Here is a 21,252-nt window from a genome sequence, read left to right on the forward strand (position 1 = left end):
GTGAGGCGGCAGCGGCCGCTGGTCCGGGTGCTCGGCACACCTTTCCCTGAGCGCGCAGTTCAGCTTGGCCGACAACGGCGCCGGTAGTAGGCGTACGTCAGGGCAAGCACCACGGACCCCACAGGGCAATCAGGCCGCTGACCGTGGAAGCCAGTACCTGCCACCACACGGTGGTGAACGGGCCGTCCGAGAAGCCCGCGATATGGAATGTGCAGAGCACCCAATCGACCAGCAGCGCGGTGAAGAGCATCCCCCCGAGCGTTCCGGGCACGATCACCGCGAAAGGCGGTATGCGCCTGCCGCGGAGCATCGGTACCCAGCCCGGTACGACCTCGCCCCACGGGCGGACCAGACCGCGGCACAGCAGCGCGAACATCTCGGACAGCAGGCTGAGCGCGCAGACGTAGGACACGTTGGCCCACCGGTCCCATGTCATGGGAGGAGCGTCGATGCCCATCATGAAGTCGAACCCGATGGGCAATCGCCACAGACACACCGGCAGACCGATGAGAGGTATCAGGCGGGCCATGCGCTCCGCCCAGAGCGGCACCGGCCGCTCGGTCCCCGCGGCCATCCTCGTCGAACTCGTTTCGCTGATTGCCATGGAACCACTGTTCCGGGCCCCCGGCGCGCAGGGATCATGCTGGCTCCTGATCCGCTTCCCCCATACGGCGGAGGCGCCGCCGTGAAGATCCACCGCGTGGCGGAATCCCCTGGGCAGGAGGGCGACTTCGCCAGACCAGCCGGACCGCACGCCTAGGAGTTTTCGGAACGTGGTGCCGACAGGCTGAGCTGCTCCACGATCCAGTCCACGATGGTCTCGTACAGAGCAGGTTCGTGGAGCGCTGCTCTGACGCGATGTCTGCCCCTCTCGCGGACTTGCTCTCGAGCTGCGGCAGTGAGGAATTCCCCAGTACCGCAGGCCGGACCCATTGCCGTACCCCCTTCGTCCGGGTCAAGAACGGAGACCAGGGCCTCGATCATCCGCTGGGGGGTGAAGTAGGCGGGCGCGTTCGCTGCGGGATGGAGGAGCGCGAGCTGGTCCAGCAGTCGGGCGTATGCCTCGCGCTGCGGCGGCCGCAATTCGGTCTGTCCCTTTTCCCAGTTGCCGACCGTGGCACGGCGGACGTTCAGGGCGGTGGCCGCCTGGTCCTGGCTCAGGCCGTGGGCTTTGCGCAGCCGTTCGCGTCCGGCCGGCGGAGGCAGAGAGGACTGGCCCGTGCCAGGGAGTCAACCGCATCGAACAGCTCGGACACACCATCACCTCCTCCCCCGCACTCCCTTCGAACAGACTTTGGGCGTACTTCGGGCGTACTTATGCCGTACAGGTGGCGTACAGCAGCGGTGATCGTCAACGGTAGGGGGCTCGGGGAGGACCGGTGGAGGACCAGGATGTGGTGCCGGTCGTGTTACCCGAAGGCCGGCATCAGCAGGTCTTGGCCACCCGCATCCTTCCGGTGTGGTCCCAAGGCGCTGTCGGGCAGGAGCGCCCCGTGATGGTGTTCGTCGCGGGTCAGCCCCGCAGCGGCAAGACCGTCTCTCCCTTCGAGGACGTGGCGCAGGCCGGGCGGCGACCGTTGTCCGTTGTAGCCACGGGCGGGGTGGGTGAGGTCTTCCGGGAGCAGGCCGCTCAGGCGCCCAGTGGGCGTCCCGGCTCAGACCCGCCCCTCGGGCCGGGGGTCAGGCGGCGGTGGGCTTCCAGCCGCCGAGCCAGTGCGCGGTCTCCTGGGCGGCGGCCTGGGCGTCCGTCAGGTGCGGGCGGTCACCGCTGGCGGCGCCGGCGCCCGGACCATCGTTGTGGTACTCGGCGAAACGGTCTTTCTTCCAGGAGAAGCCGCCCATGTCGGCCCAGGGGGCGGCCTCGACGGCCGCGCCGAGAATGCTGTCGCGGATGGTGGTCTGCGGGTCGAGGCTCGCGTCACCGCCGGCGTGCCAGGGGCGGCCGAGGTGGAAGCTGCGGGCCGACACGTCGCCGTCGATGGTGGTGCGGGTGATGAGGAAGCCCTTGCGGCCGGCCGGGGTGCTGGGCGCGGTGACGTATCCGGCCGAGGTGCCGTTCCAGCGTTTCTTCAGAACGAGGACGGACTTGTCGATGACCGCGGTGGCGCGGCCGAAGACGAAGTCCGTGTTGCCGATGACATAGGAGTTGGTCAGGTACACCCGGCCCGTCTTCTCCTTGGCGGCCGTGTCGAGAAGCAGGGTGTCCTGGTCGCCGCTGATGATGAGGGCGTCCAGACGGATACGGTCGGCGGCGGTGCGCAGCGCCACCGCCTGCTGGCCGTTCAGCCGCTGGTGCTTCGCCTCGTCGAAGTCGTTGGAGATGGTGAGGTTGCGGGCCTGGAAGTCGTCGGCCTCCACGGCGACGGTCGCGCTGCCGCCGGTGCCGTAGGTGCCCGAGCCGTCCGGCTTGGTCATCCCCGAGGCGTGGCCTTCGACGATGACGGTGTCCTTGCGGCTGCGGCCGGTGCCTTCGAACGTGACGTGCGGCTTGTTCGCCGGGACCTTGACCGTCTCCCGGTACGTGCCGGGCGCGAGCCGGATCACGACGCGCGAGGTATTGCCCGCCGGGACGGCGTCGACGGCCTTCTGCACGCTCTTGTACCGGCCACTGCCGTCCTTGGACACGGTCAGGATGCTGTGCGCGGCGGCGGTCGCGGCCCTGGCGCTCGCCGTCGTGCCGATCGTCTCCCGCGGCCCGGCCCCGGCCTTGAGGAGCGCGGGGAGGTCGGCCGCCTTGTCGAGGCGGTAGCTGTAGTACGCCTTCGGGTCGAACGCCGTGCCGCCGCTCTCGTTGCGGCCGCTGGTGCGGGAGAAGATGTTGCCGCGCTGGACGAGGGCGGCGGTGCTGTCCTTGGTGACGGGGTTGTTCACGCCCTCGAAGTAGCTGTTCTCCAGGACCATCTTCGTCCTGCCGCGCGCGTAGTTGCCGTAGGAGGACCTGATGCCGGTGCCCGGGTCGTCCTGCAGGAAGTTGTTGTAGAGGTGCGCGTGCGCGACGTTGTCGGTCGAGGGGTTGCGCTGCTCCGTCTCACGGAACCAGTTGTGGTGAACCGTGTGGTCCGCGGTTGTGTTCTTGGTCCAGCCGATGCCGAACGTCTTGTTGTTGTCGCTGAGTTTGTTCCAGGACACTGTCACGTAGGTGGTGTCCTTGCGGCTGTCGATCAGCCCGTCGGCCATGTGCCGCAGGTCGTTGTGATCGATCCAGACGTGGTGCGCGCCGTCCATCTGAATGGCGTCCCAGTCGTGCTCCTTGTCGTTCCAAATGCCGTGGTAGGAGTCCCGGATCGTGAGGTTCCGGATGATCACATTGTGTACGCCCTGGCCGAGGAAGAAGCCGCCGCCCGCGATCTGCCCCGAGGTGCCGGCACCGACGATCGTCTTGTCGGAGGCGACCTTGATCTCCTTGCCCTTGGGATTCATCGAGATCGCCGCGGCCACCACGATGACGTACGGCTCCCGGGCGGCCGCGTACTTCTCCAGATCTGCGAGGGTCCGCACGGTGACCGTCTTCCCACCCTTGCCGCCGTACGTCCCCTTCTGCCCGAGCGCGTGGACCGACGCGAAACCGTCGGCGGTGTCGTTGGCCCAGGCCGGCGCGACGGCCGCCGCGGCCTTCGGCTGCACGGCCTCTCCGAACACCCCGAACGCCGTGCCGTAGGCCATGGCCCCCGCGGCGGCCAGCGCCAGCGGGACCCCTGCCAGCAGGGCCGTCTTCTTTCTGCGGTGCCGCGCCTTGCCGTGGCCGTGCAGCTCAGTCATGCGTGTTGTCCCAATCCGTGCGTACGTAGGGGCACCCGTGAGGAACAGGGCTGCCCAACAGTTGCCGCGGAGTCGAGAATGGTTGCCGTCCCGCCGAAATACTTGCCTCCAGCCGCTGCGCCAGGGCACAGGCAGTCACCGGCCACTCCCCGGCTGCCCGGCGCGCCTCCCGCCAGGCGTGCACACCCCGTGCGGGCCCCGTCCGAACTGGGACACCACCTGCGGGTCGGGGTTGCCCCATCCGGCGTGGGCCGTCAAAGAGCGGACCCGGTCGGGGCGGAAGCCCGCGGTGGCGGTGGCGACGGCGGCGCTGAGTGAGTGCCTCGACGAGGCGGAGGCGGTCGAGGCCGGTGTGCCGGGTGGGCGGGCTCACTGGCGCAGGGCTTCGCGAAGAGCCTGGGTGAAGCGCTCGGCTTGGTCCTGCTGGGGCATGTGGCCGGCGCCTTCGATGACGGTCAGCCGGGCGTCGGGGATCAGGCCCACGCACTCCCGAGGGATGGCGAGCGGGACCTCGGTGTCCCGTTCGCCGTGCAGGAACGTGGTGGGCACACGCACCTGGCCCAGGCGGCCGCGCGGGTCGTAGGCGGCCTGGTCGGCGACGAGTTGGTCGATGAGGAAGGTCGCTTCCAGGACTTGGCGGACCGTCCAGTCAGTCATCGCGGCGCCGGCGCCGGGGCGATACCACTGCGGGATGAAGTCGGCGAGCGTGCCCGCCCGGTCTGCGCGCAGGTCCGCCAGCAGCTGATCCATCGCCTTCCTCTTCCCCGAGAAGTGGTGCATGCCGGCATCGACGGGGATGACGGCACCAATGGTGTCCGGAGCGGCCAGGGCGGCCTCGATGGCGAACGCCCCCGCGATCGACGATCCGATCAGCACCGGTTTGTCCAGTGCCAGGGCATCGATGAAGTCCAGGATGTCGTGAGTGATCTCGGCGATGGTGTAGCCGGTGGCGGGCCGGTCGGAGCGGCCGCAGCCCCGCCAGTCGACGGTGATCACGCGGTGGTCGGTCATCAGGTCGGCTGCCTGGCTGTCCCACACCCGACCACTGGTGCCCCAGCCGTGCAGGAACACCAGGGGCCGGCCGGCGCCGTGCTCCTCGTAGTAGAGCCGGATGCCGTTGACCGTCGCGTAGGTCATCTTCTCGTCCTTCCTCCCACGGGCCGGCCGGAACCGCCCGTACTGAGCTGCGCCGACGTAGGCAATTGCAGCGAAGGGGCCGGTGACGACCAAGGGGCGATCAGCTCCTAGACTGATCACAGATCGTGATGAATGCGAGATGCTCGTGGAACTGCGCCAGGTGCGTTACTTCGTGAGCGTGGCCGAGGAGCTGCACTTCGGGCGCGCCGCAGAGCGGCTGCACATCGTGCAGCCGGCCGTCAGCCAGCAGGTCCGGCGGCTGGAGCGCGAGCTCGGGCTGGACCTGTTCGACCGCACCACCCGTACCGTGTCACTGACCGCGGCGGGCCGGTCCTTCCTGCCACACGCACGCGCCATCCTGCAGGCTGAGTACGCGGCGACCGAGGCGATGGGCTCCCTGCGCACCGAACAGGAATCGACCTTGCGGCTCGGCACCAGCGTCGGGCTCGGCGCCCGCCTGGACGCCTTGCTGGGCGTACTGGCCGAGCGGGCTGACCAGCTCATGGTCGAGCTGGTCAGCGTGCCTCTGGAGACTCGACTCCAGCAGGTGCGCGCCGGAGAACTGGACGCCGCTCTCACCCGGGGCATCGATCACAGCCCGGAGTTGGAGCTGCTCCCCCTGTGGCCCGATGTCCTGGTCGCCGCGCTGCCCGCGCGGCACCCACTGGCAGCACAGCGGGAAGTCACCCTGACCGAGCTGGCCAGCCTCCCCCTCCGTATCGCATCCCGAGGAGCCAACCCATACCTGGTCGACACCGTCGTCGGCGCCTGCAGGACAGCTGGATTCGAACCTGTCATGGGCCCTGCTTTCACCACCGACCAGGACACTTTGGCCGCCATCGCCTCCGGCAGGCCGAGCTGGACGGTCTACTACGCGTCCCAGGCGCAGATCCAGCCGGCTCCCCGTGTCGCCTTCCGGCCCTTCGCCGGTCCCGCCCCTGCCGTCCGGACCTGCCTGGCCGTACGCCCGGATCCTCCGTCCCACCGGCTGACCGCGCTACTGGACGCCTGCCACGAACTGGAGCGGGCTGGCCAACCGGGACGTCCGTAGGCGAACGGCGTGGTCAAAGGGACCCGACCTGTAGATGAGCCGCACCAACTCCTGCGGCCTCCGGGAGGTGAAGCGGCCCTGCCGTTTCGCCGTGACCGACCCGATGCAGCGCGAAGGCCGCCCGGAGCGTTCCAGGCGGCCTTCGTCTTGGTTGACATCTGGGTACGTCTGTACGAACCCTCACTCCCAGAAGGTTTTGGCCCGCCAACTTTGCAAGCCAGCGGCGCGCCGGGGGCGCGGGATCATCGGGTGCGCGCGGAGGCGTGTACGACGGGCGCGGCGCGGGTGTGCAAATGTCCGGGTTTTGTATTGGGCCGTCGCATCTTCAACCACTGTGTGCCGGGTGAGCGGGCAGTGCGGTCCGCCCGGCGCTCCGGGCATCTCGTCCTACCGGCTCCGCCTCAGGCGGGGCTGTCCGCAGGAGGATGTTCAGCCAGCGGGGGTGCGCGACGCCGCCAGCCGGTCAGCCTGAGGTGTCGGTGGGGGGTGTGGCCGTCGCACAGGGCGGCGAAGAGTCGGTCAAGCGGGGCGCCCAGGGCGTGGGCGAGGGCGTGCCAGGTCTTGAGGGTGCCGAGGGTGCGGCCTTGCTCGATCTCGATGAGGGTGCGCCGGGCCAGGCCGCTCCGGGCAGCGAGTTCGTCGTACGTCCAGCGCCGCTCGGCCCTCAGCCGCACTGGTTGTATTGACCCGCAGCGCCGTTGCAAGTGCAGGATGTCCCCGCCGCAGGCCCACACGTACGCCAGCGTCACCGGCCAGGACGGCAGCATCACCGGCCAGGACGGCAGCATCACCGGCCAGGACGGCAGCATCACCGGCCAGGACGCCAGCCGCTGCCCGGCTGTCGCCTGGGACAGTGTCGTGGGCGAATACCCGGTCTGCCGAGCCATCTCCCGGTAGGTCGGGCTGCCGGCTTCTTGGCGCAGCGTGCGCAGTTCGGATGCGAACCGTTCAACCGGTCCTGCCTGCGGATCCACCGGCCTTTGCCTGCGTCCCACCGATGCCTCCCGATCAGCGCCGGGCCCAGCTCAGCACGGCACCCGGGCCGGTGGAAGCCGCCCTTCAAGCCAACCCGCCGGACGCCCGCCGGGGGCCGCAGGCCGATCGCGGCACTCCGCGACGTGGACTCCCGGCAGGAAGTCACCACCGTTGGCGGATTCACCTACGGCGTCGTCGGAGCGGACATTGATGTCTTCGGTGGCGGTGCACCGCTGTACGTTCTGGAGGACTGGTGTCCGGCCGCGGAATCCCAGTCCGTCTGGCTGGCACAGCAGCTCGACAGGATGCTCGACGCCCGTTTCGCCGTTGTTCCGTTCACCGGCCGCGATGACGAGTCTGCCGCGCTGCCTGGCGCGTCGGGCCGGCAAGGGCGTGCCCTACGCTTCAGCGCGTCGCAGTGAGGCAGGCGTACGCCCGATGAAGTCCCGCGCAGTACGGGTGAGGTGGGCCTGGTCGGCGAAACCTGCGGTGGCTGCGGCCAGGGCGGCAGTCGAATCCGGCAGGCCGGCGATCGCGGTGCGGAGCCGGCTCCACCGGCGCAAGCGGGCAAGCGCGATGCCCACGTCCTGCCGGACCAGGGCGCGCAGACGTGGGGCCGACAGGCCGACCGCGTTGGCGAGGGAGGTGATGGGCAGGTCCGGATCGCGCAACGTGCACAGGCGGATGGCGTGGGCGACTCTCGGATCGAGCGGGGTCGGGTGCCCGGCGCGTGCCCGCAACTCGGCGTATCCGGCGGCGAGGTCCACACCGGCGTCGGGGCCGTGGGAATCGGTGGTGCCGAGCGCGGCGACCAGGCGACGGACCTCGCCGGCATCGAGCCGTATCGGCTCCGGGCAGGAGGGCAGCAGCCAGGAGTCGATGAACAGGGCGATGTAGGGAGAGGTCGCCGCACAGCTGTGGGCCAGCTGGGGTGGAACGATCAGCCCGGGCGCCGCCACCATGGGCCGTCCCGGCTGGAGGAGTTCGGCGTGGCCGCCGATCGGCAGTACGGCCTTCCACGCGGGCAGCCGGTGCAGGGCGACATCGGACGGGCGGGATTCGGCGAACATCGTCGCTTCGGTGCCGGAGGCGAAGACGATGCGGCGATCGTTTTGTTCAAGTGCCCAGGCACGAGGTGAGTGGATCATCGTGCCATGCACGCTATCGCTGCCGTCGCCTTGGCGGTGTTCCTGGTCGGCACGGGGGTCATGCACTTTGTGGTTCCCGGCTATTTCCGCACGCTGGTGCCCGCATGGCTGCGCCGGGAGCGGCTCCTCGTGGCCGTCACCGGGGTGGCGGAGGTCGTGTCGGGTGCGCTGGTGCTCGTTCCGTGCACCCGGTCGGGCGGAGGCTGGGCCGCCGCCGTCCTGTTCACCTGCTACCTGGTGTCCCACGTGGACGCGCTGCGACGCGCGCGCCCTGACCGGCCCCGGCTGCTGGATCGGCCGGCCGGCGCGGTGGCTCGGCTGGTGGTGAACGTCCTGTACATCGTCTGGGCGGTCGCCGTGGCCGGATCAGCGGCCTGATGCCGATGTACGGTCGATCGTCCGAGGTGGCACCGAAGCCGCCCGTACTCCCAGAGGAAGTCATGCCATGAACCATCGCCTCGTCGTCGTGGGCGCCGGTTACGCCGGTCTGCCGGCGGCCAAGCGCCTCGCCCGCAAGCTGCGCCGCAGCGATGTCACCGTCACGCTGGTCAATGCCTCGGACCAGTTCGTGGAACGGGTCCGGCTCCATCAGGTCGCCGCCGGGCAACGATGGGCAGGGCCGTCGTTGCGGCAACAGCTCAGCGGTACACCGGTCCAGCTGGTCGTCGGACGCGTGACCGCGATCGACACCGCCGGCCGGACCGTGTGCATGGACGGCGCGCCCGGAGCCATCGGATACGACACCCTGGTGTACGCGCTGGGCAGCCGGGCGCGGCTCGACGAGGTCCCCGGGGTGGTCGAGCACGCCTACACTGTCGCCGACCTTGAGCAGGCGACGCGGCTGCGGTACAGAGTTGCCGAGATTGCGTCCGGAGGCACGGTGGCGGTGGTCGGCGGCGGGCTGACCGGCCTGGAAACCGCCTCGGAGCTGGCCGAGAGCTATCCCGAGCTGCGCGTCCGGCTGTTCACCCGTACCGATGGCGTTGGGTGCGGGCTCGCGCCGCGCGCCCGCAACCACCTGCGGCGCGCTCTGGAACGACTGGGCGTCTCGGTTCATCCGAGGACTGTCGTCGCGACGGTGCGGGAGGACGGCTTGGACACCCGCGACGGTACGTCGTTCGACGCTGACGCCGTTGTGTGGACCACCGGGTTCCGTGCGCCGGAGCTGGCCCGCGCGGCAGGCCTCGCCACGGACGAGAGCGGCCGGATGCTTGTCGACACCACCCTGCGCTCGGTCTCGCACCCTGAGGTGTACGCCGTCGGTGACGCGGCTGCCGGGGTGTCGGTGGGCGGGGCACCGAGCCGGATGTCCTGCCAGTCGGCCCTGCCCATGGGCCGGGGTGTGGCCGATGTCGTCGCGGCTCGGCTGACAGGCCGGGAACCAGGGCCCGTTCGGATCGGGTACGCCTTCACCAACATCAGCCTCGGCCGGCGTGACGGTGTCGTCCAGTTCACCCACGCCGACGACCGCCCGCGCAGGTTTGTCCTGACAGGACGCGCCGCGGCCGCCTTCAAGGAGACTGTCGTGCGAAGCACGGTACGTTCCGGGCCACGCGGCGAGCCGGGCAGGGCCGAATCGGGTTCCTGAGCCAGCCCGCCTACCGCAGACGATCGTGTGACCACACGAGGTCCGCTCACGCATGCGTACCAGCGCCTGGGGACGTTCACCTGTACGCGGCCGGGGAGCCGAAGTCGTCCGCCGACAGTCGGTGAGGAACGCGGCGGCGGCCGGAGAAGGCGAGACGCACTGACCGAAACCTTCAACCGGTTCTCCGACCTCAGCGGCATCCTCCTCGCCGTCTCGTGCGCGCCGCAGGACCACCAAGACTCCAGGACCTCCAGGACCTCCAGGACCTCCCAGAGGGTATCCAGGTCGAAGGCCCGCGCGCCGTAGACCGGCGGCCAAGCCGGGGGGGGCACTCCAGCACGTACCGCCCGCACCACCGTCAGGAGGCCACCCATGGGGTGGGTGGACCGCAGTACGCGCATCTGCTCCGTGCGGACGGCCACTACGGCCGCATGACCAACCTGACCCGCCAGCTCCTGGCGGAACGCGAACGCCGGCGACACCGCGAGGAGGAGGCGGTGCCCACCTGCGGCTCGTGCCAGGGCGGCCAGGTCACCGTCGAGACGCCCGACGGCACGGCCGGAAGGGTGCCCCCAGGGCACCGCTTCCCCTTCTCCCCCGGCACCACAGGCCCGCGGTCAGACGAGATGAACCGCAGCCTGCGGCGACGCGGGATCAGAACAGCGTCAGCCCGCTACAAGTCGCTGGGCTGGTGCCTTGCGCAGGAAGTGGCTGAGGGACAGCGGACCAGGGCCGGTGAAGACGAGGATCAGGAAGGCCCAGCAGAAGACCACCGCCGATTCTCCCCCGTTCTCCAGCGGCCACAGTCCGGCCGGCTGGTGCGCCTGGAAGTACGCGTAGGCCATGGAGCCCGAGCAGATGAGCGCGGCGGTACGTGTGCCGGCCCCGGCCATCACGAGGGCTCCCCCGACAAGCTGGATCACGGCTGCGTACCAGCCCGGCCAGGTGCCGGCTGCGACCGTCCCGCCGGTGCCCGCGGCGCCGCCGAGCACCCCGAAGAGGGATGCGGCGCCATGGCAGGCGAAGAGCAGGCCGATGACAGCACGGAAGACGGAGAGGGCGTACGGACGGGCCGAATCGAGGCGCTGGGTCACCTGGGCGAGCGGCATGCTGGACAGCGCGGCAGGTCTGTTGAACACGGCGGCCTCCTGAAAGCGGCGACGGCGGGGCCACCCCGCCATCTCCCACAGTCGCCGAACGCCCCGGCCCGCGCGTCGTCCAGCGGGCGTCTCGCACCGTACGACGCCGGGAGTACCACCGGGCCGCGCCACCAGGCGTCCAGCTCGGATGGTGCCCGGGGGGGGCCTGGTTCATTACGCCACCTCTCCGGCCGGATCGCTCCTGGGCGCGGTGGCAGCGCAACTGTTCGCTCCCGGCAGCCCGTCCGGAGCCTCGAGCGCGAGGAGCTTGGCCTCCCACCTGGTTTACCGAGTCAGTCGAAGACGCCGGTGAGCGCGACGCCGGACAGCCGGACGGACGGCTGCAATGACAGCCAGGCGGTGCGGGCCGCCTGGTGGCGTCGGTGGATTTGCCCTGGATCTGGCCGATTTCCTGGAACGGGACCGCGAACATGTCGTGCAGGACGAATGCCAGGCGTTCGCTCGGGGTGAGCGAGTCGAGCACGATGAGCAGGGCGAGGCCGACTGAATCGGCCAGCGCCACCTGCTCGTCCGGCGCGGGGCCGTCGTCGGGTGTCACCACGAGGTTCGCGAACTCTTGCTCGTAGGCGGTTTCGGGGTGGGCTCGGCGGGATCTCAGGAGGTCCAGGCTGATGCGGCCGACCACGGTGGTCAGCCGGCCGGCCAGGTTGCCGATGGTCGCCTCGTCCTGGCGGACCAGGCGCATCCAGGCTTCCCGGACCACGCCCTCGGCATCGGCGTGCGAGCCCAGCACGCGGTACGCGACGGCGCGCAGCCGGTCGCGCTGGGCTTCGAACGCCTCGGACACGAGGCCGGACGGGTGGGCGGTCACGGCTTTCGCTGCTGACGGAGCGAGACCCGGTTGCCGTCCGGGTCCACCGCCTCGACGCGGACCCCGAACGGATAGTCCACGGGTTCGGACTCTTCGAAGACGACGCCGCGCCGGCGCATGATCTCGAAATCCTTCCGCAAGTCCTCGGATTCGAGGATCAGCGGACCGGGCGCGCCCGCGCCACCCGGCTGTCCCGCGGCCGGCGCATGCGACCACAGGATGATCTGGGCCGGGCTGCCGGGCACGCCGCCGGCGACGAACTGCCCGAGCTCCGTCATCGGCGCGGCGCCGGTGGCGATCTCCGTCAGGGTCCGGGTGGTGATGTCGAGCGGTAGTCCGTCCAGCGGCCCGCCCACCAGATCCGCGTACGTTCGGCCCGGTTGCGCGTCGTCGAAGTCCGTAGTGGGTCCGGGGGCGGATACCGGCGCGGATGTCCGGTGCCGTGCACGCCATGTTCACCGGCGCTGATGAGTTTGCGCGTGCCGCCGGTTCCGGCGTCGGTGCCCGGGAACTGTTCCTGTAGCCGACGCGACGCCGGTGCCCAGGGTCAGGAAGCAGCGGCCCGGAGCAGTCACCGTCCGCGGCGACGGGCCCGCCCGCGGGCGGCGGAGCGAGACGCGACGCCCGGTCCCTACGGCGAGAGACATTCCGCACCGTCACCGGCTTCGACACCTGTAGGACGTCCCGAGCAAGGCGATGAACCGATGCCACCCGCACCTGACACGGCCACACCGGGGCCCGAGGAAGAGCCCCAGCCGTTCCCGATGCCCGCGCCGGGCGGCATGGGTCCGCCGCCGCAGTATCCGGCGCTGCGCGACAGGTGCCCGGTCGCCAGGGTCGCCACCCCGTTCGGCGCTCCTGCCTGGTACGTCACCCGCTACGACGACGTGCGGGACCTGCTGGCCGACGACCGGTTCACCCGCCCGACCATCAACGACTGGCCGCTCGACCCGGGCGCCACCACCGGTGGCTGCCCCGGCCTGGTCACCATGATGGAACTCGACGGGGCCCGGCACACGGCGCTGCGCCATGCGCTGGCGGAGCCGTTCGGCACCCGTGCCACGCGGCAACGGCGCCCGGCCCTCCGCGCCACCGCCGACCGCCTGCTGGCGCAGTTCACCGGCGCCGGGCCACCCGGCGAGCTGGTGAGCGGCTTCCTCGAGCCCTTTCCGCTGCTGGTGATGTGCGAACTGGTGGGCATCCCCTACGAGGACCGGGCCCTGTTCCTTCCTCCGGCCGACGCCGCGCTCGGCGCACTGATCACCCTGCCGGAAGGCCGTGCGGCCACCCGCCAGTTGCGCGCCTACATGGAGTCGCTGCTGGCAAGCCGCCGCCGCGCGCCGGGCGATGACATGCTCACGTTGCTTGTCCACGCCTGTGACCGGGCAGTGGTGGACGAGGAGAGCGTGCTGGCCTTCGGGCTGTCGATGCTCGTGGCCGGTTACCGCACCAGCACCATGTTCCTGGCCAACGCCGTGCTGGCCCTGCTGACGGAGCCGGATCGCTACGCGCGGCTGCTGCGCGACCGGTCGCTGCTGCCCGCCGCGGTCGAGGAACTCCTGCGCTTCCTCCCCGTGCAGAACGGCGTCGTCGTCCTCCAGGCCCGGCAGGACGTCACGCTGCACGGACGGACCGTCCGTGCCGGCGAGGCCGTGCTGCCCGTACTGGCCGCGGCGAACCGCGACGAACGCGTCTTCGCGGAGGCCGACCGGCTGGTGCTGGACCGGCCGGCCAACCCGCACCTGGCGTTCGGCCGCGGCCCGCACAACTGCCTGGGCGCCCATCTGGCCCGTACGCAGATGAGCGTGGGGCTGGAAGCGCTGCTGGACCGGCTGCCCCGGCTCCGCCTGGCCGGGCAGCCCCCGGCCTGGGAGGACCACTCACCCGTCAGGTCACCGCTCACTCTCCCGGTGACCTGGTGACCCACCCGGCCCCGTATGCGCACGGCGGCGAAAGGAACCGCATCATGAACGGACCCGTGAAGCCCGAGGAGTTCGACGTCGTCGTGGTCGGCGGCGGCCCCGGCGGTTCGACCACCGCCGCCCTGGTCGCCATGGCCGGGCACCGCGTACTGCTGCTGGAACGCGAACACTTCCCGCGTTATCAGATCGGCGAGTCCCTCCTCCCGTCGACCATCCACGGCATCGGCCGTCTCCTGGGCGTGGATCACGCCCTGCGCGAGGCCGGCTTCATGCGCAAACGCGGCGGTACCTTCCGCTGGGGCAGGGCCCCCGAACCGTGGACGTTCTCCTTCGCCGACTCGCCCGGCCTCGGTGAATCCATGGGATACGCGTACCAGGTGGAGCGGACGCGGTTCGACGCGCTGCTGCTGGACCGTGCCCGGCAGGTCGGGGTCCACGTACGCGAAGGGTGCACCGTGCGGCGCGTCCTTCGCGCGGACGGCCGGGTCCACGGCCTGGTCCACCGGACACCGGACGGCTCGGAGGCCGAGGTCCGCGCCCGCTACGTCGTCGACGCCTCCGGCAACACCGGCCGCCTCCACACCGCGGCCGGCGGGGAGCGGGTGTACTCCCCGTTCTTCCGCAACATCGCGGTCTTCGGCTACTTCGAGAACGGACGCCGACTGCCCCCGCCGAACCAGGGCAACATCCTGTGCGCCGCCTTCGACTCCGGCTGGTTCTGGTACATCCCGCTGAGCGACCGCCTCACCAGCGTCGGCGCCGTCGTCCACCGCGAACACGCCGCCCAGGTGCAGGGCGATCCCGAACAGGCACTTGCCGAACTGGTGGACCAGTGCGCTCTGGTACGGGAATACCTGGCCGACGCCCGGCGCGTCACCGAGGGGACGTACGGCACCGTGCGGGTCCGCAAGGACTACTCCTACTGCGACACCCGGTTCTGGGCGCCGGGAGTGGCCCTGGTCGGCGACGCCGCGTGCTTCATCGACCCCGTCTTCTCCTCCGGCGTGCACCTGGCGACCTACTCCGCCCTGCTCAGCGCCCGCTCGATCAACACCGTACTGAGCACCGGGATGGACGAACGACGGGCCTTCGACGAATTCGAAACCCGCTACCGCCGCGAATACACCGTTTTCCACGACTTCCTCGCGGCCTTCTACACCATGCAGGCCTCGAAGGACACCTACTTCTGGCAGGCCCGCAAGGTGACCGGCGGACAGGCAGGCGCGATGGCCTCCTTCATCAACCTGGTGGGCGGGCTGGCCTCCGGCGACCGGGCACTCACCGACGCCGAACGGGTCGCCGGCCGTCTCGGCACCGCCGCACGGGTGCTGGACGAGTCCGTCCACTGCTACCAGGCGGACGTCGCCGGCGACCCGTGGGACGAGAGCCCGATGCTCGGCGAGACGTTCGCGCAGAGCGACCTGCTCGCCGAGCAAGGAGCCACCGGAAGCGGCTTCGCGGAACAGGCCCCTCAGGTCCCGGGCGGCCTGGTCGCCACCGCGGACGGCCTGCACTGGGCGGAACCGCACCAGGCCCCTGCCGACGGCACGCCTTGACGCGCGCCGTCCCCGACCTGGCGGGCCACCACCTCGCCGCGGACCGACCGGCCGACCGGACCGACCGGTCCTCTGCCCGGACGGCCACGCCGCGCTTCCCGGGACATCGGATGTCCACCGGTCCGGGATACTGGGCTGGTGGGGATGCGTATAGCGGTGCTCGGGCCGGTCCGGGCCTTCGACAGTGACGGGACGCCGGTCGGCATCGGGGGCGCACGACTGCGCATGCTGCTCGGCCGGCTGGCGTTGGCGGCGGGCGACATGGTGTCGCCCGCCGCGCTCATCGACGGCCTGTGGGGCACGCGTCCTCCCGCGGACGCGCTCAACTCGCTGCACGCGTCGGTGTACCGGCTGCGCAGGGCCTTGCCCGACGGCGGGTTGCTGGAGTCGTCGGGGGCGGGCTACCGGCTCGTGGTGCCGAAGGAGCATGTGGACGCCGCTCGCTTCGAAGCGCTGGCGGCGCAGGGCGGGCAGGAGCTCGCCACGGGGTCGCCCCAGGAGGCGGCTGCTCTGCTCGGTGAGGCGCTCGCGCTGTGGCGGGGGCCCGCACTGGCCGACGTGCGGGAGGCCCCGTTCGCCGGTACGGCCGTGGCGCGGCTGGAGGAACTGCGTGTCACGGCGTTCGAAGACCGCTGCGATGCACAGTTGCGGCTCGGTCACCACACTGGGGTCCTGGCCGATCTGGAGGCGGCGTCGGCGGACGACCCGTTGCGGGAACGGCTGGCCGCGCTGCGTATGCGCGCCCTGCACGCGGCGGGCCGGCAGTCCGACGCGCTGGCCGTGTTCGAGGACGTACGCGGCAAGCTCGCCGACGAGCTGGGCGTCGATCCCTCGGCCGGGCTCCGGGAGGCTCACCTCGACGTGCTGCGCGGCGACGAGAAACCGCCCGCCATACGGTCCGGCCCGGCGCCCGGGCGGCTGCCCGCGCGGCTGACCTCGTTCATCGGCCGGGACGGCGAACTGGAGCTGCTCGACGGGCTGCTGGCCGCGTCCCGGCTGGTCACGGTCGTCGGGCCCGGCGGCGTGGGCAAGACGCGGCTGGCCGTGGAAGCGGCGTCCGGACACCGGGCCCACCGGCAGGGCCGGCTGTGGCTCGTCCCGCTGGCCGGGGCGCGCGGCTCTGACGGGGTGGTCGACGCGGTGCTGGGCGCGCTCAGTGCGCCGAACGCACCGCGGCCTCCCGGTGGCAGCCGTACGGAGCCGATGGACCAGGTGGTCGGCCTGCTCGGCGGGGACGAGACCGTGCTCGTCCTGGACAACTGCGAGCATGTCGTCGATGCGGTCGCCGAGTTCGCGCAGCGTGTGCTCGAACGTCACCCCCGGCTGACGGTCCTGGCCACCAGCAGGGAACCGCTGGAGGTCATGGGCGAATCCCTGTGCCGGCTCGGGCCGCTGCCCCTCCCCGCCCAGGGCGCGGACCCTGCCGAGGCCGCCGCGACGCCCGCCGTCCGGCTCTTCGCCGACCGGGCCGCGGCCGTACGGCCCGGCTTCACGCTCGACGGGCTCACGATGGGGGCGGTGGGCGAGGTGGTACGCAGACTGGACGGGCTGCCGCTCGCCCTCGAACTGGCCGCCGCCCGGCTGCGGTCGATGAGCGCCGAGCAGATCGCGCGGCACCTCGACGACCGGTTCCGGCTGCTGTCCACGGGCAACAGGGCGGCGCAGCCGCGCCAGCGCACCCTGCACGCGGTCATCGGATGGAGCTGGGAGCTGCTGACCGGCCACGAGAAGACGCTGGCACGGCGTATGGCGCTCTTCCCCGCACCGACCGGACCCGAGGCCGTCGAGGCGGTCTGTTCGGACGGCACACTGCCCGCCGGGGACGTCCCGTACGTACTCGGTTCGCTGGTCGACAAGTCCCTCGTGGAACGAGCCGGGGACAGCTACCGGATGCTGGAGAGCGTCCGGGCGTACGCGGCGGAGCAACTTCTCCAGGCGGGCGAGCGGGAAGCGGTCCGGGACCGCCTCGTCCGGTACTTCGCCGACGTGGCCGAGGAGCACGAGCCGCTGCTGCGCTCCGCCCGGCAGCACATCTCGTTCGCGTTCCTCGCCGCCGAGTACGACAATCTGGTGTTCGCGCTGCGGACGGCCGTCGACGAACGGGACGCGGACGCCGCGGCCCGGCTCCTCGGGCCGCTGTACTGGTACTGGAACTCCCTGCGCCACGACACACGGGCCGAGGCCCTGATGGCCGGCGTGTGCGCACTGGGCGACGCGCTGCCCTAGGACGCCCGGGCCGCCTTCACCGCGGTCCACCTCCTGACCGGCACCGGCGGGCCGGCCCTCGACGCCGAGCGGGTGCGCACCGTGATCGAGGACTGCGCGCGCACCGGCGCCCTGGAGCGCTATCCGATGCTGCTCCTGGTGACGCTCCCGACGGGCCGCCTCCTCGGCCTGGACGAGCTGGTCGAACGGCTGATCCACGAGGCGCGCGGACGCCGGGACCGGTGGGCCGTCGCCTGTACGTACCTCGGGGAAGCCTTCACGCATCACGACCGCGGCGACTGGGGCGGGCTCGCGAGCGCGGCGGCCGGTGCCCTTCGCGAGTTCGAGGCGGCGGGCGACCGCTTGTGCACGGCAATGACACTGGCCGGTGTGGCCCAGGTCCACTCCGTCCAGGGGGAACACGAGGAAGCGCTCGCCGCCTATCAGCGCGGGCTTGCACTCGTACCCCAGGACGAGGCCCAGTACCGGCTCGGGCTCGCCACCGAACGGATGCGCGGCGGCGACATGGCGGGCGCGCGGCACGACATCGACCGTGCCGAGCAGGCCGCCCGGGACCGGGGCGACAACTTCCTGCGGATCGGGGTCCTGGCCTGCCGGGCCGATCTGCACCGGCGCGCCGGAGAGCCGGAACGCGCCGAGCAGCAGCTGACCCGGATGGCGGCGCTCGGCCGCGAGACGTCCCTGCCCGAGGAAGCGGTCGCGGACTGGATCGCGCCCGCGAGACTGGCGATCCTCCTGGCGGCCGGCGATGCCGTACGGGCGCGTGAACTGCTGCCCGGAGCCGTTCGGGCGGCCTTCGCCCACCGGAACCTCGCTCCGGCCGCCCAGCACCTGGCCAGGCTGCTGCTCGCGGAGGGCGACCCGGCAGGCGCGGCCACCGCGCTCGGCACGAGCCAGGCCATCCGCGGCGCCTTCGACGCCGGCGACCCGGAGCTGCGCGAACTCGCCGCCGAACTGGTGCGGCGGCTCGGCCGCGCGGAGTACGACGCGGCGTACGGCCAGGGCGCCACCATGCCGCGGCAGAAGGCACTCGACCGCCTGAGCCCGGCCGCCGACGGCGTCTGACAGCCGCCCGCCGGGCCTGTCAGTACGTGATCAGAGCGCTGTCATCGCCGGTCGGCACTGTCTTCCCCGTGCCGAACAGCGGGCGGACAGCCGGGGAGGAATGCTTCGCCGTCGTCCCGTGGCTTGCCGGCCCGCGGTCCGTCGACCCCAAGTTTGCTCCCGCACGCGCCGCCGGCCTTCACGCTCTCCCCCCCCCGTGGTGGAACCAGCCCTGGCCCACCGACCGGCAACGCGCACACCACACCGCCCCTGCCGCCATCACGGCAGGCACATGCCTGGATCCCGAAGCCGGCTTCCGCGACCCCGACGACCGCACTCGGTGGCCGTGCGCGTGCCGTGTGCCGGAACCGCCGGTCAGGGGGTGCGAATGCGCTGTCCGTCGGGTCCGGCGGTGACCTGGTAGTCATTCCACAGGGGCCAGCCCAGTTGGCTGTAGGGACGGCGCTCGCGCTGGCCGCGCACCTTCATGAAGTCCAGGCCTCCCACCATCCGGCCGGTGGCGTTACCCTGGCCGTCGCACACCAGCCGGCACAGACCGTCGCAGTGGAACGGCGTGTCCATCGGCGTGACGATCACGCCGCCCGGGCGGACCTGGCGCAGCCAGGCCTGGGGGATCTCGCGGACGGCGGCGGTGGACAGGATGCCGTCGAAGGGCGCCGCCTGTTCGTAGCCCTGTTCACCGTCACCGGTGACGACGGTCGGTGTGATGCCGAGGTGGGCCAGTTTGCTCTCGGCCTGTTCGGCAAGAGCCGCGTCGATCTCGACGGTGACGAGATTGGCGGCGCCGACGCGGTGGGCGAGCAGGGCGGCGTTGTAGCCGCTGCCCGTCCCGATCTCCAGGATCCGTTCGCCGGGCCGCGGGTCGAGGTGGTGCAGCATGCCGATGACGGCGGCGGGACATGAGAGGGAGCTGGTGAAGTCGCCGCAGTCGCTCGGCCCGTCCTCGGGCCGGATCTCGCCGAAGGCGATCTGGGTGATGAGCGGGGCCAGCGGCCGGTAGATCCGCTTGAGCCATGCCTGGGGCCGCTCGGTACGGTCCAGCACGGCGAAGCGGCCGTCCCGCTGGGCGGTGGTCCAGTAGCGGTCGGGGACGAAGTGCTCTCGCGGGGTGTCGAGGAAGGCCTGCCGCAGCCACGGGCGGTCCTCGAAGTAGCCCGGCCCGTAGGTGTCGATCGTCGCCGCGCACTGCCGGCGCAGCTCGGTCGCGTCCAGCCGTCGAGGGGGAATGTCAGCGCTGGTCTTCGTCGTCATCGTCGTCTTCGTCGCGCTGCGGCGCGGGGTTGCCCGGGTCGCCGGGGCTGGAGAACGGGCCGCCGACCTGACCGTCGCCCTCCTGACGGTGTCCCATGGCGTCTCTTTCCCGCTGGAAGTGGTCGTAGCCAAGTGTCCTCGCCCCGCTGCGTGAGCGCCAGATCCCGCGGCACTCGCCCGGGTGCGGCTCAGTCGTCGGGGTCGATCTTGCGGTGGTTGCCGGACCGGCCGATGTCCAGGTCCAAGAAGGCCGTCAGCGGCGTTCCGCCGTTCCAGAATCCGAGCAGGTTGGCGTCGATGAGCACCAGGTGGTGCTTGGTGGCGAAGGCGCGCGCCTGTCGGGTGAAGACGCAGGAGGCGACGAAGACGGGGACGTCGGCGCCGTGCTCGTCGCGGGCGGTGCCGTTGAAGGTTTGCAGGTCGCGGCTGCCGACCGAGCGGTGCTTGGCGTAGCGCTTGCACTGGATGACCAGCTTTCTGCCGTCGGGCAGGAGAGCGATGACGTCCGCGCCCAGGTCGCCGGCGCCGCCGACCCGCTGCACCTGGGTGCAGCCGTCCCGGCGGCACAGCCCGGCCACGTACTCCTCGAACTCCTGGCCGTTCATCTTCCACACCGCCGCCAGCGAACGGCGGGCCTGGCGGCGCGCCTCCTCCTGCCGGCGGGCCTGCTCGGCACGTGCCTCACGCCGCCCGGCACGCACCAGGCCCGCGACGACCACGACCACCGCCACACCGGCCACCGTCAACAGCACCAGCGTCACCATCCGGGTCCCCTTTGACGAAGCACACGCTGCCGCCTTCCCTCCCCCTTGCGCAGAGAAGTATCCGCCCGGTCTGCCGGTGCCCGCTCGCGCAACGGAAGACGTGAGCCAGCACGTCGAGGATCCGAACAGGTCCCGCCGTGGCGGCCAGACCCTTCCGCCGAGGGGACGGCCGGTGGCGAAGGCGTAGCGCGCAAGCGCGTGAGTGTTGCTGCCGGAAGCCTCGGGCTGCGCCGGACGCGCACAGATCCGTGTCAGATCGCGCTGCCTGCGGTCGGTCAAGGGAGGGTCTCGTCGTCGGTCGGCCGGGTCTCTGCCCGCAGTTCGTCTGCCGCACGGCGCAACTGTTCGGTGAAGCGCAGGTACCGGGCAGCCTGCCGCTCGTGATCGCGGGCCGGTTCCTCCTGGATGTCGGCCGGCGCGCTCACCGCGGCGGCCGCCTGCTCGCGTAGCGGGCGTTCCCGTTTCTCCAGGTCCTGCCGGGGTGAGCGCCCTTCGGCTGCCTGCCGGGCCGCGGAGGTGGCCGTCTCCCGCCCATCGGACAGCCGCTCGCGCTCGTCGACAGCTCGCTCACGCTCGTCGTGGCGTGCCGCGGCGCCCTCGGAACCGGGCCCGTGGTCCTGCGGTTGCGTGCCCACCTCGGTGGTACAACCCGTCAGAAGGCTCAAGTCGCAGGCGGAACGGAAGGGAGTACGGGCTCAGACCATGCCGCTGCGGTTCAGGACGACTCGGCCGGAGGCGGCGGTCGCGATGACGACGAGCCGGACATCGCCAGAACCTCACGGCACACGGCGCCCGCCAGGTTCGCACGCCGGCCGGACGCTGCGCGAGCACACCTCCGC

General features: G+C 71.4%; 19 protein-coding genes and 1 pseudogene. 8 read left to right on the top strand and 12 right to left on the bottom strand.

The window, feature by feature from the left end; all coding sequences use genetic code 11:
- Nucleotides 1–97: 97 nt before the first annotated feature.
- The 4 genes from ACZ4Z1_RS35205 to ACZ4Z1_RS35220 form a co-directional block, all read right to left on the bottom strand.
- Entirely contained in the window at nucleotides 98–604 is a 507-nt protein-coding gene (locus ACZ4Z1_RS35205) for a hypothetical protein (protein WP_468490739.1), read from the bottom strand.
- 152 nt (nucleotides 605–756) lie between these two features.
- Complete coding sequence (locus ACZ4Z1_RS35210; RefSeq protein WP_468490772.1) at nucleotides 757–1,206, bottom strand: helix-turn-helix transcriptional regulator; 450 nt, start codon at nucleotides 1,204–1,206, stop codon at nucleotides 757–759.
- A 474-nt stretch (nucleotides 1,207–1,680) separates the two neighbouring features.
- Nucleotides 1,681–3,759 carry a pectinesterase family protein gene (locus ACZ4Z1_RS35215; protein WP_468490740.1) on the bottom strand — a complete coding sequence of 693 codons (2,079 nt, stop codon included), beginning with the start codon at nucleotides 3,757–3,759 and terminating at the stop codon, nucleotides 1,681–1,683.
- A gap of 369 nt (nucleotides 3,760–4,128) precedes the next feature.
- Nucleotides 4,129–4,896 carry an alpha/beta fold hydrolase gene (locus tag ACZ4Z1_RS35220; RefSeq protein WP_468490741.1) on the bottom strand — a complete coding sequence of 256 codons (768 nt, stop codon included), beginning with the start codon at nucleotides 4,894–4,896 and terminating at the stop codon, nucleotides 4,129–4,131.
- A 145-nt stretch (nucleotides 4,897–5,041) separates the two neighbouring features.
- Here ACZ4Z1_RS35220 and ACZ4Z1_RS35225 point away from each other — a divergent pair, with 145 nt between their 5' ends.
- Nucleotides 5,042–5,947 carry a LysR family transcriptional regulator gene (locus ACZ4Z1_RS35225; protein WP_468490773.1) on the top strand — a complete coding sequence of 302 codons (906 nt, stop codon included), beginning with the start codon at nucleotides 5,042–5,044 and terminating at the stop codon, nucleotides 5,945–5,947.
- A gap of 401 nt (nucleotides 5,948–6,348) precedes the next feature.
- Here ACZ4Z1_RS35225 and ACZ4Z1_RS35230 read toward each other — a convergent pair whose 3' ends face one another.
- Nucleotides 6,349–6,660, bottom strand: a complete 312-nt coding sequence (locus ACZ4Z1_RS35230) for a helix-turn-helix transcriptional regulator (RefSeq protein ID WP_468490774.1) — start codon at nucleotides 6,658–6,660, stop codon at nucleotides 6,349–6,351.
- Nucleotides 6,661–7,065: 405 nt separating this feature from the next.
- On the opposite strand from ACZ4Z1_RS35230, the gene ACZ4Z1_RS35235 reads away from it, so the two are divergent.
- Entirely contained in the window at nucleotides 7,066–7,344 is a 279-nt protein-coding gene (locus ACZ4Z1_RS35235; protein WP_468490742.1) for a hypothetical protein, read from the top strand.
- On the opposite strand, the gene ACZ4Z1_RS35240 is transcribed toward ACZ4Z1_RS35235, so the two are convergent.
- Nucleotides 7,321–8,070 carry a helix-turn-helix domain-containing protein gene (locus ACZ4Z1_RS35240; protein ID WP_468490743.1) on the bottom strand — a complete coding sequence of 250 codons (750 nt, stop codon included), beginning with the start codon at nucleotides 8,068–8,070 and terminating at the stop codon, nucleotides 7,321–7,323. The genes ACZ4Z1_RS35235 and ACZ4Z1_RS35240 overlap by 24 nt on opposite strands.
- Nucleotides 8,071–8,076: 6 nt before the next feature.
- Between ACZ4Z1_RS35240 and ACZ4Z1_RS35245 the strand changes: the two genes are divergently transcribed.
- Both ACZ4Z1_RS35245 and ACZ4Z1_RS35250 read left to right on the top strand, forming a co-directional pair.
- Nucleotides 8,077–8,448, top strand: coding sequence for a DoxX family protein (locus ACZ4Z1_RS35245; RefSeq protein ID WP_468490744.1), 372 nt, complete (start codon nucleotides 8,077–8,079; stop codon nucleotides 8,446–8,448).
- Between the two features lie 67 nt (nucleotides 8,449–8,515).
- Nucleotides 8,516–9,658, top strand: a complete 1,143-nt coding sequence (locus ACZ4Z1_RS35250) for an NAD(P)/FAD-dependent oxidoreductase (RefSeq protein WP_468490745.1) — start codon at nucleotides 8,516–8,518, stop codon at nucleotides 9,656–9,658.
- A 665-nt stretch (nucleotides 9,659–10,323) separates the two neighbouring features.
- Here ACZ4Z1_RS35250 and ACZ4Z1_RS35255 read toward each other — a convergent pair.
- The 3 genes and pseudogenes from ACZ4Z1_RS35255 to ACZ4Z1_RS35265 all read right to left on the bottom strand — a co-directional run bounded on the left by ACZ4Z1_RS35255 (nucleotide 10,324) and on the right by ACZ4Z1_RS35265 (nucleotide 11,985).
- The gene (locus ACZ4Z1_RS35255; protein ID WP_468490775.1) at nucleotides 10,324–10,752 is read right to left on the bottom strand and encodes a DoxX family protein; all 429 of its coding nucleotides are present in this window, start codon (nucleotides 10,750–10,752) and stop codon (nucleotides 10,324–10,326) included.
- 415 nt (nucleotides 10,753–11,167) lie between these two features.
- Nucleotides 11,168–11,629: pseudogene (locus ACZ4Z1_RS35260) on the bottom strand (sigma factor); the annotation flags it as partial.
- Entirely contained in the window at nucleotides 11,626–11,985 is a 360-nt protein-coding gene (locus tag ACZ4Z1_RS35265) for a VOC family protein (protein ID WP_468490746.1), read from the bottom strand. The gene ACZ4Z1_RS35265 and the pseudogene ACZ4Z1_RS35260, both read right to left, overlap by 4 nt.
- Nucleotides 11,986–12,333: 348 nt before the next feature.
- Here ACZ4Z1_RS35265 and ACZ4Z1_RS35270 point away from each other — a divergent pair, with 348 nt between their 5' ends.
- The 4 genes from ACZ4Z1_RS35270 (at nucleotide 12,334) to ACZ4Z1_RS35285 (ending at nucleotide 18,398) form a co-directional block, all read left to right on the top strand.
- A complete protein-coding gene (locus ACZ4Z1_RS35270; RefSeq protein ID WP_468490747.1) occupies nucleotides 12,334–13,551 on the top strand; it encodes a cytochrome P450 in 1,218 nt (405 codons plus the stop codon).
- Between the two features lie 44 nt (nucleotides 13,552–13,595).
- Complete coding sequence (locus ACZ4Z1_RS35275; protein ID WP_468490748.1) at nucleotides 13,596–15,107, top strand: tryptophan 7-halogenase; 1,512 nt, start codon at nucleotides 13,596–13,598, stop codon at nucleotides 15,105–15,107.
- 144 nt (nucleotides 15,108–15,251) lie between these two features.
- Nucleotides 15,252–17,333, top strand: a complete 2,082-nt coding sequence (locus ACZ4Z1_RS35280) for an AfsR/SARP family transcriptional regulator (protein ID WP_468490776.1) — start codon at nucleotides 15,252–15,254, stop codon at nucleotides 17,331–17,333.
- A gap of 81 nt (nucleotides 17,334–17,414) precedes the next feature.
- Nucleotides 17,415–18,398, top strand: a complete 984-nt coding sequence (locus ACZ4Z1_RS35285; RefSeq protein WP_468490749.1) for a tetratricopeptide repeat protein — start codon at nucleotides 17,415–17,417, stop codon at nucleotides 18,396–18,398.
- 354 nt (nucleotides 18,399–18,752) lie between these two features.
- Here ACZ4Z1_RS35285 and ACZ4Z1_RS35290 read toward each other — a convergent pair whose 3' ends face one another.
- From ACZ4Z1_RS35290 to ACZ4Z1_RS35300, 3 genes are all read right to left on the bottom strand, one after another.
- Nucleotides 18,753–19,649 carry a methyltransferase domain-containing protein gene (locus tag ACZ4Z1_RS35290; protein WP_468490750.1) on the bottom strand — a complete coding sequence of 299 codons (897 nt, stop codon included), beginning with the start codon at nucleotides 19,647–19,649 and terminating at the stop codon, nucleotides 18,753–18,755.
- A gap of 188 nt (nucleotides 19,650–19,837) precedes the next feature.
- Entirely contained in the window at nucleotides 19,838–20,413 is a 576-nt protein-coding gene (locus tag ACZ4Z1_RS35295) for a restriction endonuclease (protein ID WP_468490751.1), read from the bottom strand.
- 275 nt (nucleotides 20,414–20,688) lie between these two features.
- A complete protein-coding gene (locus ACZ4Z1_RS35300; protein WP_468490752.1) occupies nucleotides 20,689–21,048 on the bottom strand; it encodes a hypothetical protein in 360 nt (119 codons plus the stop codon).
- Nucleotides 21,049–21,252 lie beyond the last annotated feature (204 nt).

Source organism: Streptomyces sp. NPDC030165 (genome assembly GCF_055573595.1).

Coding starts and splice junctions, on each gene's coding strand:
- ACZ4Z1_RS35205 (WP_468490739.1), bottom strand. CDS start 604: ATGGCAATCAGCGAAACGAGTTCGACGAGGATGGCCGCGGGGACCGAG.
- ACZ4Z1_RS35215 (WP_468490740.1), bottom strand. CDS start 3,759: ATGACTGAGCTGCACGGCCACGGCAAGGCGCGGCACCGCAGAAAGAAG.
- ACZ4Z1_RS35220 (WP_468490741.1), bottom strand. CDS start 4,896: ATGACCTACGCGACGGTCAACGGCATCCGGCTCTACTACGAGGAGCAC.
- ACZ4Z1_RS35240 (WP_468490743.1), bottom strand. CDS start 8,070: ATGATCCACTCACCTCGTGCCTGGGCACTTGAACAAAACGATCGCCGC.
- ACZ4Z1_RS35245 (WP_468490744.1), top strand. CDS start 8,077: ATGCACGCTATCGCTGCCGTCGCCTTGGCGGTGTTCCTGGTCGGCACG.
- ACZ4Z1_RS35250 (WP_468490745.1), top strand. CDS start 8,516: ATGAACCATCGCCTCGTCGTCGTGGGCGCCGGTTACGCCGGTCTGCCG.
- ACZ4Z1_RS35270 (WP_468490747.1), top strand. CDS start 12,334: ATGCCACCCGCACCTGACACGGCCACACCGGGGCCCGAGGAAGAGCCC.
- ACZ4Z1_RS35275 (WP_468490748.1), top strand. CDS start 13,596: ATGAACGGACCCGTGAAGCCCGAGGAGTTCGACGTCGTCGTGGTCGGC.
- ACZ4Z1_RS35280 (WP_468490776.1), top strand. CDS start 15,252: ATGCGTATAGCGGTGCTCGGGCCGGTCCGGGCCTTCGACAGTGACGGG.
- ACZ4Z1_RS35290 (WP_468490750.1), bottom strand. CDS start 19,649: ATGACGACGAAGACCAGCGCTGACATTCCCCCTCGACGGCTGGACGCG.
- ACZ4Z1_RS35295 (WP_468490751.1), bottom strand. CDS start 20,413: ATGGTGACGCTGGTGCTGTTGACGGTGGCCGGTGTGGCGGTGGTCGTG.